General features: G+C 68.5%; 12 protein-coding genes. 2 read left to right on the forward strand and 10 right to left on the reverse strand.

The genetic code is table 11. The annotated features are described in order from the left end of the window. Positions 1–9: 9 nt before the first annotated feature. The 7 genes from lnt to EPO52_RS16315 are packed head-to-tail and all read right to left on the reverse strand — an operon-like array spanning position 10 to position 7,727. Positions 10–1,653, reverse strand: coding sequence for an apolipoprotein N-acyltransferase (gene lnt, locus EPO52_RS16285; RefSeq protein WP_290808671.1), 1,644 nt, complete (start codon positions 1,651–1,653; stop codon positions 10–12). Positions 1,654–1,663: 10 nt separating this feature from the next. Further along, positions 1,664–4,153 (reverse strand): DEAD/DEAH box helicase, encoded by a 2,490-nt coding sequence (locus tag EPO52_RS16290; protein WP_290808673.1) that lies wholly within the window; start codon positions 4,151–4,153, stop codon positions 1,664–1,666. Continuing rightward, positions 4,153–4,905, reverse strand: a complete 753-nt coding sequence (gene tatC, locus EPO52_RS16295) for a twin-arginine translocase subunit TatC (RefSeq protein ID WP_290809252.1) — start codon at positions 4,903–4,905, stop codon at positions 4,153–4,155. The genes EPO52_RS16290 and tatC overlap by 1 nt, the downstream gene beginning before the upstream one ends. Before the next feature lie 50 nt (positions 4,906–4,955). Continuing rightward, on the reverse strand, positions 4,956–5,276 hold the full coding sequence (gene tatA / locus EPO52_RS16300) for a Sec-independent protein translocase subunit TatA (RefSeq protein ID WP_290808676.1): 321 nt from the start codon (positions 5,274–5,276) through the stop codon (positions 4,956–4,958). Then, the gene (locus tag EPO52_RS16305; protein ID WP_290808678.1) at positions 5,266–5,619 is read right to left on the reverse strand and encodes a hypothetical protein; all 354 of its coding nucleotides are present in this window, start codon (positions 5,617–5,619) and stop codon (positions 5,266–5,268) included. Before EPO52_RS16305 ends, tatA begins: the two co-directional genes overlap by 11 nt. Before the next feature lie 9 nt (positions 5,620–5,628). Next, positions 5,629–6,681: a WYL domain-containing protein gene (locus tag EPO52_RS16310; RefSeq protein WP_290808681.1), complete on the reverse strand. Its 1,053-nt coding sequence runs from the start codon at positions 6,679–6,681 to the stop codon at positions 5,629–5,631. After that, positions 6,678–7,727, reverse strand: coding sequence for a WYL domain-containing protein (locus EPO52_RS16315; protein WP_290808684.1), 1,050 nt, complete (start codon positions 7,725–7,727; stop codon positions 6,678–6,680). The genes EPO52_RS16310 and EPO52_RS16315 overlap by 4 nt, the downstream gene beginning before the upstream one ends. An 84-nt stretch (positions 7,728–7,811) precedes the next feature. On the opposite strand from EPO52_RS16315, the gene EPO52_RS16320 reads away from it, so the two are divergent. Together EPO52_RS16320 and EPO52_RS16325 are read left to right on the forward strand one after the other, a co-directional pair. Next, on the forward strand, positions 7,812–9,245 hold the full coding sequence (locus EPO52_RS16320; protein ID WP_290808687.1) for a beta-propeller fold lactonase family protein: 1,434 nt from the start codon (positions 7,812–7,814) through the stop codon (positions 9,243–9,245). 126 nt (positions 9,246–9,371) lie between these two features. After that, positions 9,372–10,199: a L,D-transpeptidase gene (locus EPO52_RS16325; protein ID WP_290808690.1), complete on the forward strand. Its 828-nt coding sequence runs from the start codon at positions 9,372–9,374 to the stop codon at positions 10,197–10,199. A gap of 24 nt (positions 10,200–10,223) precedes the next feature. On the opposite strand, the gene EPO52_RS16330 is transcribed toward EPO52_RS16325, so the two are convergent. Genes EPO52_RS16330 through EPO52_RS16340 form a run of 3 tightly spaced genes read right to left on the reverse strand, consistent with a single transcriptional unit; the run spans position 10,224 to position 12,936 of the window. Further along, the gene (locus EPO52_RS16330) at positions 10,224–11,126 is read right to left on the reverse strand and encodes a hypothetical protein (protein ID WP_290808693.1); all 903 of its coding nucleotides are present in this window, start codon (positions 11,124–11,126) and stop codon (positions 10,224–10,226) included. A gap of 47 nt (positions 11,127–11,173) precedes the next feature. Next, positions 11,174–12,241, reverse strand: a complete 1,068-nt coding sequence (locus EPO52_RS16335; RefSeq protein WP_290808696.1) for a tRNA (adenine-N1)-methyltransferase — start codon at positions 12,239–12,241, stop codon at positions 11,174–11,176. After that, on the reverse strand, positions 12,238–12,936 hold the full coding sequence (locus EPO52_RS16340) for an HAD family phosphatase (protein ID WP_290808699.1): 699 nt from the start codon (positions 12,934–12,936) through the stop codon (positions 12,238–12,240). Before EPO52_RS16340 ends, EPO52_RS16335 begins: the two co-directional genes overlap by 4 nt. Positions 12,937–13,039 lie beyond the last annotated feature (103 nt).

The following is a 13,039-nucleotide window of genomic DNA, read 5'->3' on the forward strand; positions in this document are numbered from 1 at the left end:
ATCGCACGACTACGAACGTCGCGCAGCCTTCCGGGGCCGGCGCGGCGTTCTCGTCGTTAACGCCATCGCGAGACCGATGACGCCGAACCCGGCGGCAAGCCACTCCAGCTGGAAGCCCACGAGCGAAGCGGGTGTGGGAGTGGTGGCGAGCGGCACATCCGCCACCATCGCGCCCGCCTGGTAGGCGGGGATACCGGTGATCTCGCTGCCGTCGGGCGCGATGATCTCGCTCGTGCCCACCGTGGAGATGTTCACCACGCTGCGCCCGAACTCGATCGCCCGCAGGCGGGCGATGGCGAGCTGCTGCAGGTTCTCGTCGGTCTGGCCGAAGTCGGCGTTGTTGGTCTGCGCGAGGATCACCTGCGCGCCCTCGGCGCTCATCGAGCGCATCACCGCGTCATCCGTGATGTCGAAGCAGATCGAGATGCCGGCGATGAGGCCGTTGATGTCGAACGTGAGGTCGGTGCTGCCGAACTCGTAGTCGCGCGTCACCAGGTCGACGAGGTCGGGCGCGAGAGCATGGAAGAAGTCGCGGTTCGGCATCCACTCGGCGAAGGGCACCGGATGCCGCTTGTCGTAGTAGTCGGCCACCCCGCCGTTCTGCCAGAGCAACGACGTGTTGTAGACCTTGCCGTCGCGCTGCTGGATGGTGCCGACCACCATCGGCACATCTCCGAGGCGCTGGCTCACCGCATCCAGGGTCTGCGCGGCGATGGCGTACTGCGCCGGGTCGATGTCGGAGGCGTTCTCGGGCCACACCACGACATCGAGGTCCTGACCCTCGAGCGCCTGCGAGGCGGAGACGTGATCGCTCAGGATGTCGCCCCGCTCGTGCACGGCGAACAGCCCCGCGTTCGAGTTGCCCTGCACGGCGCCGATGCGCGAGGTTCCGGATGTGGGCGCCGGCCACGCGGGCACGGCGAGCGTCGCGGCGATCGCCACCGCGGCCGCGAGCACACGGGTGGTGCGCGCGAGCCCTGCGGCGCCGCCCTCCCGGGCCAGCTGGATGAGGAAGGCCACGAGCCACACCAGAACGAAGCTGAGGCCCGACATGCCGACCCAGGCCACGAGGTCGGCATAGGGCGATTGCGACTGCGACATCGCGACTCTGCCCCAGGAGAAGCCGCCGTACGGGAAGATCGAGTTGATCCCCTCGCGCAAGGTCCAGAGCCCGGCCACGACCAGGGGCACGATGCCCAGGCGGCCTCGGCGGCTGGGCCACACGAGATCGGCGCGGCGGTACACCACGGCGATGAGCATCGCTCCCAGGGCGAAGTAGACCGCCTCGAAGCCGGTGAGGCCGAGCCAGGGCACGGGGCCGAGGTAGAGGGTGAGCCACGAGATGTGAACGCCCCAGAAGGTGGCTCCGGCCACGAGCCCGATGAGGAAGGCCATGCCGGGGCGCCGGCCGATCAGGGCGGTGAGCACGATTCCCGTGCCCACCAGGGTGAGCGGCCACCAGCCCTTGTCGGGGAATCCGGCGTCGAGCGCGATGCCCGCGCCGACGGCGCTCACGAACGCGAGCCAGAGCGGCATCAACGGCCGGGCGACGCTGTCGTGCGAACGGCTTCCGTCGGCCTCGAAGGCGGGATCGGCCGGGCGGAAGCTCCGGGTGGCTCTGCGGCGCTCCTGCGGGCGCGTCATGGTACTCATGCCGGCCGCCTCACGCCACCGAGGAGTAGGCGACGATGCCGCGGCGCACCGCGTCGATGGCGGAACGGGCGGTGGAGGCGAGTCGCGCATCCGGAGTGCCCTGCAATTGGTCGAGCAGGTCGATCGTCTGCTTGGCCCAGCGCACGAAGTCGCCCGCGGCCATGTCGGCCTCGTTCAACACCTCGTCGAGCGAGGCGCCGCGCGCCCACTTGTGCATGGCGGTGGAGAGCCCGGTGGCCACCGGATTGCTGCCCGGCAGCCGGTGATCGCGCTCGACGTCGTCGATCTCGGCCCACAGCGTCTGCGTCTTGTCGAGTGCCACTCGGAAGGCGCCGCGCGGCAGGAAGCGCTCGGCCATCTCGCTCTCATCGCGCCGGGGCTCGTAGATCAGCGCGCAGGCGATGGCGGCGAGGGAGGGCGGGTCGAGCTCGCGCCACACCTGGCGCCGGATGCACTCCGCCACCAGCAGGTCGCGTTCCCCGTAGATGCGCTTGAGGGTCTGGCCGTGCGGGGTCAGGGTGGTGACGCCGTGCTCGTCCATTGTCAGGTACTCCATGCCGAGCAGCACGTCGGTGACGCGATCGAACACCTTGGCGATCACGTTGGTGCGGGTCTGGATCTGCTGGGTGAGCTTGTCGGTCTCCCGCTTGAGTTTGAACCACCGCTCGGCCCAGCGGGCGTGCGCCTCGCGGTCTTTGCAGCCGTGCACCGGATGAGAGCGCAGCTGCCGACGCAGCGACGCGATGTGGCGCTGCCGCTTCTCCCGGTCTCCGCGGGAGAGCGTGTCGGCCTTGCCGGCGCCGGAGCGCTCGAGGTCGGTGAGTTCGCGGCGGATCTTCGCGTACTCACGGAAGTCGCCGAGGTGGCAGGTCATCGCCTTCTCGAAGCCCTCGAGCGACTCCTCCTGCTGGCGCACCTTGCGGGCGAGGTCGACCACGGCCCGGTCGGCCTGGAACTGCGCGAACGACGACTCCAGGATCTCGCGCGTGCGCGGCCGCCCGAACTGGTCGATGAGGTTCACGGCCATGTTGTAGGTGGGCCGGAAGCTGGAGTTGAGCGGGTAGGTGCGCCGCGACGCCAGCGACGCCACCTCCTGTGGATCGAGTCCCTCGCGCCACTGGATGACGGAGTGGCCCTCCACATCGATTCCGCGACGTCCGGCGCGCCCGGTGAGCTGCGTGTACTCCCCCGCGGTGATGGGCACCCGGGCTTCGCCGTTGAACTTCTCGAGCTTCTCGAGCACCACGGTGCGGGCGGGCATGTTGATGCCGAGGGCGAGGGTCTCGGTGGCGAACACGACCTTCACGAGCTTCTTCTGGTAGAGCTCTTCCACCACCTCCTTGAAGGCGGGCAGCATGCCGGCGTGATGGGCGGCGACGCCGCGTTGGAGGCCCTCGGTCCACTCCCAGTAGCCGAGCACGGCCAGGTCTTCATCGAGAAGGGTGCGGCAGCGGTCGTCGACGATCTGGCGGATCTCGTCGCGCTCCTCGGCGGTGGTGAGCCGCACGCCGGCGCGCAGCACCTGTTTCACGGCCTGGTCGCAGCCGACGCGGCTGAACACGAAGAAGATGGCAGGCAGGAGGCGGTGCTCGTCGAGCAGGCGCACAACCTCGGGGCGCTCCATCCGCTCGAACCCGCCGCGATTGTGCGGATTGCCGTGCCCGTACCGATTGCCGCCGCGGCTTCCGCGGTTGTGGCCACCGCGTCCGCGGCCGCCACGGTCGGAGGCGAGCGACGCTCCCCCACGCACGAGCTGAGCCAGTTCGGGATTGACCCGGTTGGTGGCGGCGCGCCCCGTGGAGTCGAACAGGTCGAGCAGCTTGGTCTTCACGAGGGCGTGCTGATCGAGCGGTACCGGCCGGTCTTCTGACACGATCACCTCGGTGTCGCCGCGCACGGCCTGCAGCCAGTCGCCGAACTCCTCCGCGTTCGACACGGTGGCCGAGAGCGACACGAGCTTGACCGTCTGAGGGAGGTGGATGATCACCTCTTCCCACACGGCTCCGCGGAAGCGGTCGGCGAGGTAGTGCACCTCGTCCATCACCACGAACCGGAGGTTCTTGAGCAGCCCCGAGTCGGCGTAGAGCATGTTGCGCAGCACCTCGGTGGTCATCACCACGATGCGCGCATCGGCATTGATGTTGGTGTCGCCTGTGAGCAGGCCCACCTCGTCGGGCCCGTACTCGGCCACGAACTCATTGAACTTCTGGTTCGAGAGGGCCTTCATGGGTGCTGTGTAGAACACCTTGTCGCGCACCGACTGCATGGCGAGGTGCACGGCGAACTCGGCCACCACGGTCTTACCCGCCCCCGTCGGGGCCGCCACGAGAACGCTGCGCCCGTCTTCGAGCGCGCCGGCCGCCTCGATCTGGAACGGGTCGAGGTCGAAGCCGATGCCCGCGCGGAACACTTCGACCTGCGGATGGCCCTGCCGGGTGCGGCTCAGGGCGAACCGCTCTGCCGGGCTCAGCACGTCGCTGGTGTCGCCTGCGCGCGGCATCAGACGGCCAGCTCGACGTCGAGCTGCTGCTGGCTGCGCTTCAGGCGCCGGTCGTGCATCCAGGCAATTCCCGCGGCGGTGAAGTAGAGGAGCACCATCGGGATGGCGAGCAGGAACATCGACATCACATCCGCCGCGGGGGTGGCGATGGCGGTGAACACGGTGATGGCGAGCACGGCGATCCTCCATGATTTCAGGATGGCGGCGGCACTCAGCACCCCGGCGAAATTGAGCAGCACGAGGAAGACGGGGAGCACGAAGGCGATGCCGATGGCCAGCACGAGCTTCAGCACGAAGTCGAAGTACGACCGTGCGGTGAGAAGGGCGGTTGTGCCCTCGGGCGCGAATCCGGTGAGCAGGGTCACCATGTGCGGCATCACGAGCCAGCCGGCGGCGCAGCCGGCGAGGAAGAGCGGTACCGCGGCCAGCACGAAGCCCACGGCGTAGCGCTTCTCGTTCTTCTTGAGTCCGGGCATCACGAACGCCCAGAGCTGGTAGAGCCACACCGGAGACGACAGCACCACCCCGACGGTGAAGGCGATCTGCACGCGCAGGTCGAACGCCGACGAGACATCGGTGAAGTTGAGGCTCGCCGCCCGGCTCTGATCGGCGGCCACCTCGGCGATCGGCTTGATCAGAGCGTCGAGCACGAAGTCGGAGAGGATGAACCCCACCACCATCCCCGCCACGATGGCGAGGGCGGCGATGAACAACCGCTTCCGCAGTTCGATCAGATGGGCGCCCAGCGACATCCGACCGTCACGGGCACGCTGCTGCCGCGGTGACTTGACGGCCACGGATGCTACGGCTTCGGCTGCTCGGTGGCGCTGCCCGGAGTCGTGGTGCTGTTCTCGGCCGATACCGGTGTCGGGGCCGGAGCCGGTGCTGCCGCGGCCTCGGGGACGACGGTGGCGGGGGCGACCGGCGCAGCGGGAGCGACCGTTGATGCGCCCGCAGTCGTGTCGGCGGCGTTCTCCTCTTTCATCGCCTTGGTCTCGTTGCGGAAGATGCGCATCGACTGACCGAGGCTCTTCGACAGGGCGGGCAGCCGCGTCGCACCGAACAGGAGGAGGATGACGACGAGGATGATGACCAGGTGCCACCCGTTGAGGTTATTCAGCATTGGTCTGCTTCCTTAAGGTCGGGATCGTTTCGGGCCTGATGAGGAGTTTACCTCGTGCGAGCCGGGCTTCCCTGCGCGCCTGCTTCAATTCGGCGCGGCGCTCCTGGTGCCGTTCGCGCTGTCGGGCGACCTCGCCGTAGCCGACGACCATGGCCCGCTCCGGGTGGTCGACGGCCAGCTCCTCGACGTTCTCGGTGAGTCGCCCGACCTTGTCGGTGAGTTCCTCGAACGCCTGCAGGGCGCCCCGGAACTTCACGAACAGCCGGTAGCCGAGCCAGGCGAGCATGCCGAAGAAGCCGAGCACCAGCAGCACCCAGATGATCAGCCACGCCCACCACGCCATCGTCACAGCCTATTCGACGCGATGGTCTGGGCGGCCTTCGCGGCTCTCACTGCCTTCGCGGTCGTAGCCCGTGAGCGCTGCGGTCGCCCAGTCCACCACCGCGGCGCGCGCCTCCGGCGGGTCGATCACGGTGACCGCCCCCGGCATCGAGGTGACGAGCCGCGTGAGGCCGTGGATGTGCGCCACCCGGATGCGTGCTCGCACCCGCCCCGACGCGGCGGCCGTGGCATCCGTCGGCTCCTCGTCGACGCTCGCCAGGAACTCGCCGAGCAGCGTGGTGGCCGAGGGGTCGATCTCGATCGTGACGAGTTGATCGTCGTCGCCGCCCTGGAAGAGCCGGTCGCCGAGGCGGACGTCGTCGTGGGTACCGGAGACCGGCGCATCCGTGACGGCGACCTGGGTCATCCGGTCGAGGCGGAAGGTGCGCACGGCTTCGCGCAGGTGGTCCCAGGCGCGCAGGTACCAGTTCTCGTCGTCGGAGTCGATGCGGAGCGGGTCGACTCTGCGGCGCTCGTGCGAGCCCCGGGAGGAGAGGTAGTCGAACTCGAGCTGAACGCGGCGGTCGAGGGCGTCGCGCACCTCGCTGAGCGATTCGGTCGCATCGGTGCGGGCCACGGCGACCTGGCTCGGACGTTCGGATGCGCCGCGCGCCAGCTTGTCCATCAGGGAGGAGTAGACGCCGCCGTCGATGTTCTCGGGCAGCGACTGCAGATACTGCAGCCCCGCGATGAGGGCGGCGGCCTCGCGGGCGCTGAAGCGCGGCGAGTCGTCGAGAGCCACCTTGTGGGTGATCACGATCTCGTCGCGCTCGTCGAAGTCGTCCCAGGAGATGTCGAAGAGGTTGCCGTGCTGGTACTGGGTGGTCTCGCCCGGAACGCCGGAGACGGCGATGAGCGAGACGGCCTCGCGGATCTGCTTCTCACCCACCTGGAAGTGGGCGGCGGCATCCGCCACCGACACGCGACCCCTGTCGAGCAGGTAGGGCACGAGCGTGAGGAGGAAGGTGAGTTTGTCCTGCGCGAAGGAGAAGGGCTGGCTCTCGCGGGGGGTGTTCGGGGTCATGGGCGCACCTCGGTGCTGGCTGAGGCTGCGGATGCGGCGTGCCCGTCGGTTCGGTGCGCAGCGACGGCCGCCTCGAGCCGCGCGATCACGGCGTCGACCAGGCGCTCGGGGCCGAGCACGCGCACCTCGGGGCCGAAACCCGCCAGCTCGTCGGCGAGCAGGGCGGCATCCGTGAAGTGCAGGAGCACCCGGCCGTCGTCGTCGAGGCTCGCGCCGCGGCGGCGGACGAGGCGCACGGACGCATCCGTTCCCGGGCGCACCTCGATGAGGGCCACGTTGGCCTGCCAGATGGACTCGAGCTCGGCCAGGGCGGATGCGGCGTGGTCGCCGGGCACGCTTGGGCTCGCGGTCCGGCTGAGCTTCACCGGCCCGGTGATGCGGGAGAGGAGGAAGGTGCGCGGCTCCCCCACGCCCTGATCGATGGCTTTGAGGTGCCAGCGCCCCTGGTGCTGCACGAGTGCGAGCGGCACCACGGTACGCAGGCGTGCTGTGGGGTCACCGGGCTTCAGGTAGGGGAACGAGACGATGACGCCCTTCGAGAGGGCATCGTTGAGTGGGCCGAAGGCGGCGTCGCGGGTGCGGATGCGCGGGGCGTAGCCGAGCAGCGGATCGCTCGTCTCCGCCCCGATCGAGCGCAGCTTCAGAAGCGCGCGACGCGATTCGCGCGACAGCGAGCCCTCGCGCCAGGCCATGGCTGCCAGGTTGAGCAGCGCGGTCTCGGAGGGCGAGAACGCGATGTCGGCGGGCAGCTCGTAGCCGGCGCGCGGGATGCGGTAGCGCAGCGTCTGGTTGTTGCCGGGATCGCCCGGGGCGTCGATGGTCTCGAGCGGAACCCCGAGCTCGCGGATGTCGTCTTTGTCGCGCTCGAACTGACGCTCGAGGCTCGCGTTGTCGCCGCGCGTCGCGTAGCGCTGGCGGTAGCCCTGCACGGTCGAGAGGATCTCGCTCTTCGTGAGCCCGTTCTCGGTGGCGAGGAGTGCCAGCACGAGGCTGAACAGCCGTTCCTCGACCGGGATCGGCGCGGGCTGACGCTTCTCGGAGGACACCCCTGAATTCTAGTCGCGGGGCCCCACGGGCGTCGGCCTCGCAGCAACTGGCACGCATCGCGGTAAATGAGCTATTCTCGCAACATGACACAAACTCATACATTCGCCGGGAAGATCGCCGCCGCCCTGGGTATCGCCTCCTTGGCGGTGCTCGGGGTGGCCGGTTCCGCGCAGGCGGCGACCGCCTTCAGTGAAGTAGCGGTCATCCCGTCTGGCGCGGACAGCATAGGGCAGAACCCCACGGATGTTGCGGTGGATTCCGTTCATCACCGCGCCTATGTCACGAACTTTGTTGATGGCTCCGTATCTGTAGTCGACACATCCGGAGCGGGCGCTGAAGTCGTCCAGGTCATCCCGAACGGCGCCGGCAGCATCGGGAAGGGGGCATGGGGAGTTGCGGTCGACACTGCACACAACCGCGCTTACGTCACCAACGCTGTTGACAACAGCGTGTCGGTGATCGACACCACAGGCACCGGAGCACACGTAGTGGCGGTCATCTCTTACGCCGCGGGAAATGGACACTCACCGCGATCAGTCGCGATTGATGCAACGCACAACCGCGCCTACGTGGTAAACACCGATGACGACACCGTCTCCGTGATCAACACGGGAGGGACGGGCATAACGGTCGATTCTGTCATCTCAATAGACATCGGATCCGCGCCGAGTGACGTCGCTGTCGATCAGGTCCACAGCCGCGCCTACGTGACGAACGACAACGACGGCACGGTCTCGGTGATCGATACCACGGGCGCGGGAACCAATGTCATCGCGGTGATCCCGCATGGTGCGACCAGCATCCAGAACAGCCCTCAGAGCGTGGAGGTGGATGGGGCGCACAATCGTGCTTACGTCGCCAATGCGGGCAGCGACAGTATTTCGGTCATCGACACGACGGGGACAGGGACAGCGGTGACCGAGGTGATCACGGCCGGAATCGGCGAAGGCCCGTTAGGCATTGCCGTCGACACCACAAGAAATAGAGCCTACGTGGCCAACTTCATCTCGGGTACTGTGTCGCTTATCGATACAACCGGTGCCGGCAACACGGTGATCGCGTCGACGTCGGTTGGTCGAGGTGCCTGGGGTGTGGCGGTCGATATCGAACACGACCGCGCCTACGTGGCCAATAACTTGGTCTCCACGGTGTCGGTGGTGGCGGCTCAGACGAGCCCGGTGATCACGACGCCGGCCGGTGCGCTGACCGGCGGGACCGTGTCGGCCGCGTACTCGCCGGTGACCATCGAGGCGACCGGCACGCCTGCTCCGACGTTCACGGCCACGGGGGCTCTTCCGCCCGGGTTGACGTTGTCGGCGGCCGGGGTGATCTCCGGCACACCGACCACGGCCGGCACGTACACGTTCACAGTCGTTGCGTCGAATGGCGTCGACCCTGATGCGAGTCAGACGTTCTCGATCGCGATCAGCGCGGCGGCGGTCGTCCCGGCGCCGGCGACCCCCGGTGCCGCTGGCGCGGCCAAGCCTGCCGCACACCTTCCCGTTGTGAGCGGCTAGCAAGCCCGGCTCCATCCAACCCATCCCCGTCGCGCGCGGGCTGACGACGCCTCGCGTCCAGCCCGCGCGCGACCTTCTTAGAAACGACGACAATTGTTCTCATGCCCCCGTGTCATCGTCGGGCTCGTGGTCGGCGCGCTTGCGTTCTCGTTGGCGGGTTGCGTTCCCGCTGATCAGACATCCCTGGCGCCCGCCACGCTCAGCGCCGCGGCTGCACCGGACTCACCGTCCGCTTTCCAGGAGCCCACCCCCGCCGAGGTGGCCGCGCTTCCCGAAGCCACCTATGACGCCGTGATCTCGGGTCTCTTGCCATTCTCTCGTGTGGTCGATTCCCCGGTCGCACGTTTTCACCTCGAAGCCGATGCCCCGATGTACGGTGCCGATCGACACACGCCGGTCGCCCGGCTGGCCGCGTCGAACTTCCTCGGGGAAGACACGGTCGTGGTCCCCGTCGAGATCGACGGGGACTGGGCGATGGTGCTCACGCCGAGCCGGCAACTGCTCCCCTCACAGAACGGCGGGAGCGCTCCCGCTCAGTCGGCTGCATGGATCCGCGTCTCCGAGCTGACCCAAGATGCGGAACTTCCCGCGCGCATCGACGTGTCGGTCGGGAAGCAGACCCTGACCATCACAAATGACGGGCAGCCAGACATCACCTTCCCCGTCGGCATCGGCGCGCCAGACACCCCGACGCCAACCGGTGTCACCGGGTACCTGCAGGCGCGCTACCTCGACCCCGCTCAAGACGAGACTGTCTACCCCATCCAGCTCACGTCACTGCACTCGTCGGCGGCCGATGAGCCGTTCGGCGGCAGCGACGGCGGCCTGATCGGCATCCACTTCCAGGAAGAGAACACGGGCCAGGTCTCGCACGGCTGCATCCGCCTGTCTGCCGATGCCATCACCGCCGTCAACGCGCTCCCGCTCGGCACCCTCATCAGCATCACGCCGTGAGGGCCACCCGCCGCGGGCGAGGAGCTAGCTCGCCGGCAGCACGCCCAGGATGTCGACGACCCAAGCCGTAGCCGAGCCCGCGTCGTCCGGCAGCACGACGATCACTTCGGAGCCGACCGGCACGCCCTGGAGGAACGCCGCAATGCCGGCGGGCTGCTTGGAGCCCGAAGTCTGGTTGGTGTCATCGGAGACGAGCCACAGCTGCGGGCTTCCGTCTTCCCACGTCGAGCTCACGACCTTCTTGGTGGTGTACGAGACGGCCGTGGCCTGCACGATGACCTCGTCGCCCTCGGCCAGCTCCTGACCGTCGCCCTTCTTGAGCAAGGCCGACTTCGCCTCGGTGGGCGCTTCGCCCGTGATCGAGATGCCAGGGCGTCCGTTCGAGTCGTGCACCACGCTCGGGAAGCCCGACTGCGCGGGCTGATCGGCGCCCGTAGCGGCCTGCGGGAAGGCGCTGATGATGTCGAAGACCATCACGATCGAGCCGGTCGCGCCCGAGACGATCTGGCTTGCCGTGTCGTTCGGCAGAACGACGGCGACGCGCTCACCTGCGCTCGCGCACGCGAGCGGCTCCTTCAGCCCATCGAAGAGCTTGTCGGACACGGCGATCGTGCTGGTGCTCGGCGAGCCCACCTGGCTGCCGGTCTCAGCGTCGTAGACGGAGTAGCTGGCGTTCACGACGCCACCGACACCCGCGGGAGTGCCGTCGCCCTCGATCAGCACCGAGCTCTGCGCCGTGCTCGAGACGAGCGGGAACGGGAAGGTCGCGGTGACGGTCGACCCGAAGTCACCGTTCACGGAGACGAGGTTGCTGGCGTCGCCGGGGCCGACGGCGGAGCAGTCGACACCGGGGTCGGGCGTGCTGCTGCACGCGGCGAGCGAGAGCAGAAGGCCTGCCGACAGAATGAGCGCGAGAGACTTGCGCACGGATCCTCATTTCCTGCGTTCGATGAGCCGAGGCCCGTTGAGCGGGTTCAGTCTATTTCATCGCCGCGGGGCGGAATCGCACCCGGCTGGGAGTCGCCCACGAGTGGGGCGTCGGTCTCGGGGGCGCCCGCGGCCCGGGCCTCGCGCGCCAGCGCCGCATCCGCTGTCGCAGTGGCCGCACGCACCCGCTTCCGGAGACTCTTCGCACTGATGCCCCGCTCGCCGAGAGCGCCGGGGGTCCACGCCTCCACATCTTCATCGGCGAAATCGGTCTTCGAGGCGCGGCGTTTGAGCTCCGGCAGCACGGCGCCCGGAGCAAGGCGGCGGGCGGTGACGAGGAAGCCGGTGTGGCCGATCATGCGGTGGTCTGGGCGAACGGCGAGACCTTCGACGTGCCAGCCGCGGATCATGGTCTCGCTCGGCACCGGGTTGGTGAAGGCATCCGCGTCGCGAAGGGCCTCGACCACCCGCGAGAGCTGAGTCACCGTGGCCACATAGCAGAGCACCACACCGCCGGGCTTGAGTGCGGCCGCCACGGCCGGCACGCACTCCCATGGGGCGAGCATGTCGAGCACGACGCGGTCGACCGAATGAGAAGGATGCTGCTCCGGCAACGCCTCGGCGAGGTCGCCGATCGTGACGCTCCAGCCGTCGGGCACGTGACCGAAGTAGGCGGCCACGTTGGCGCGAGCCACATCCGCGAACTCGTCGCGGCGCTCGAAGCTCGAGAGCCGGCCTTCGGGACCGATGGCGCGCAGCAGCCAGAGCGAGAGGGCGCCGGATCCGACACCCGCCTCCACCACGGTGGCGCCGGGGAAGATGTCGGCCTGCGCGAGGATCTGCGCCGCATCCTTCGGGTAGATGATGGCCGCCCCGCGCGGCATCGACATCACGAAGTCGGTGAGCAGAGGGCGCAGCGCCAGGTGCTCGACGCCCACGGAGTTGCTCACCACCGAGCCGTCGGGCAGCCCGATCAGCGCGTCGTGGTCGATGAAGCCGCGGTGGGTGTGGAACACCTTGCCCGACTCGAGTGTGATGCTGTTGAGCTTGCCCTTGGGGCCGGTGAGCTGAACGCGGTCGCCCTCGCGGAACGGTCCGCTGTACTGCGCTGTCATGAGTGCTCCCCTGTCGCGACGGGCGTGTGCGCGGAACGCACCTCGGCGAGCACCGCCGAGAGATCGGCCGGAGTGCGCCCCCCGAGCGTCTGCCAGATGTGCAGCGCGCCCGAGTCGTCGAGGTTCAGCAGGTGTTCCACGCCGATCACGGCGGCACCGGATGCGACGGCCGAGGTGACCCCGGTGACCGAGTCCTCGATGGCCACGCACTGCTCGATCTCGACGCCGAGGAGCGCCGCCGCGAGGAGGTAGGCCTCCGGATGCGGCTTGCTGTTCACGACATCATCGGCCGACACGATGGCGGAGAAGGCCTCGAACGGGATGTGGTCGGCCACGTGCCGGGCCATGCGGCCGATCGACATGGTGACGAGAGCCTGGGGCACTCCGGCCTCGTGCAGGGCGGTGAGGAGCTCGAGGGCGCCCGGGCGCCACGGCACGTGGGCCGAGATCTGGGCCATGACCTCATCGGACATGCGGTCGATGATGACGTCGGCCGGCAGATCGACGCCGAACTCCTGCAGAATGTTGGCGCTGCGGTCGAGGCCGGAGCCGATGAGCGTCTTCGCCGCCTCTTCGGTCCAGGTGCCGCCGAACGACTCCACGATGTCGTGCTCGGCGCGCATCCAGTAGGGCTCGGTATCGACGATGGTGCCGTCCATGTCCCAGAGGACTGCGGCGGGCAAGGATTCGGTCACGGGCGACAAGTCTAGTTCGTCGGCTCGCCCGGGAGATCGACAGGCTACCCTTATCTGATGGCACCCGCACCGTGCGGTCGTCTCGAAAGGCTAGTGAGGTACG

It is taken from the genome of Herbiconiux sp., from assembly GCF_004297105.1.
GTDB lineage: Bacteria > Actinomycetota > Actinomycetes > Actinomycetales > Microbacteriaceae > Herbiconiux.

Excerpts from the sequence above, each read along its gene's own strand:
- tatA (WP_290808676.1), bottom strand. The coding sequence starts at position 5,276 with ATGCTGAATAACCTCAACGGGTGGCACCTGGTCATCATCCTCGTCGTC.
- EPO52_RS16335 (WP_290808696.1), bottom strand. The coding sequence starts at position 12,241 with ATGACAGCGCAGTACAGCGGACCGTTCCGCGAGGGCGACCGCGTTCAG.
- EPO52_RS16290 (WP_290808673.1), bottom strand. The coding sequence starts at position 4,153 with ATGCCGCGCGCAGGCGACACCAGCGACGTGCTGAGCCCGGCAGAGCGG.
- EPO52_RS16305 (WP_290808678.1), bottom strand. The coding sequence starts at position 5,619 with ATGGCGTGGTGGGCGTGGCTGATCATCTGGGTGCTGCTGGTGCTCGGC.
- EPO52_RS16320 (WP_290808687.1), top strand. The coding sequence starts at position 7,812 with ATGACACAAACTCATACATTCGCCGGGAAGATCGCCGCCGCCCTGGGT.
- lnt (WP_290808671.1), bottom strand. The coding sequence starts at position 1,653 with ATGAGTACCATGACGCGCCCGCAGGAGCGCCGCAGAGCCACCCGGAGC.
- tatC (WP_290809252.1), bottom strand. The coding sequence starts at position 4,905 with ATGTCGCTGGGCGCCCATCTGATCGAACTGCGGAAGCGGTTGTTCATC.
- EPO52_RS16310 (WP_290808681.1), bottom strand. The coding sequence starts at position 6,681 with ATGACCCCGAACACCCCCCGCGAGAGCCAGCCCTTCTCCTTCGCGCAG.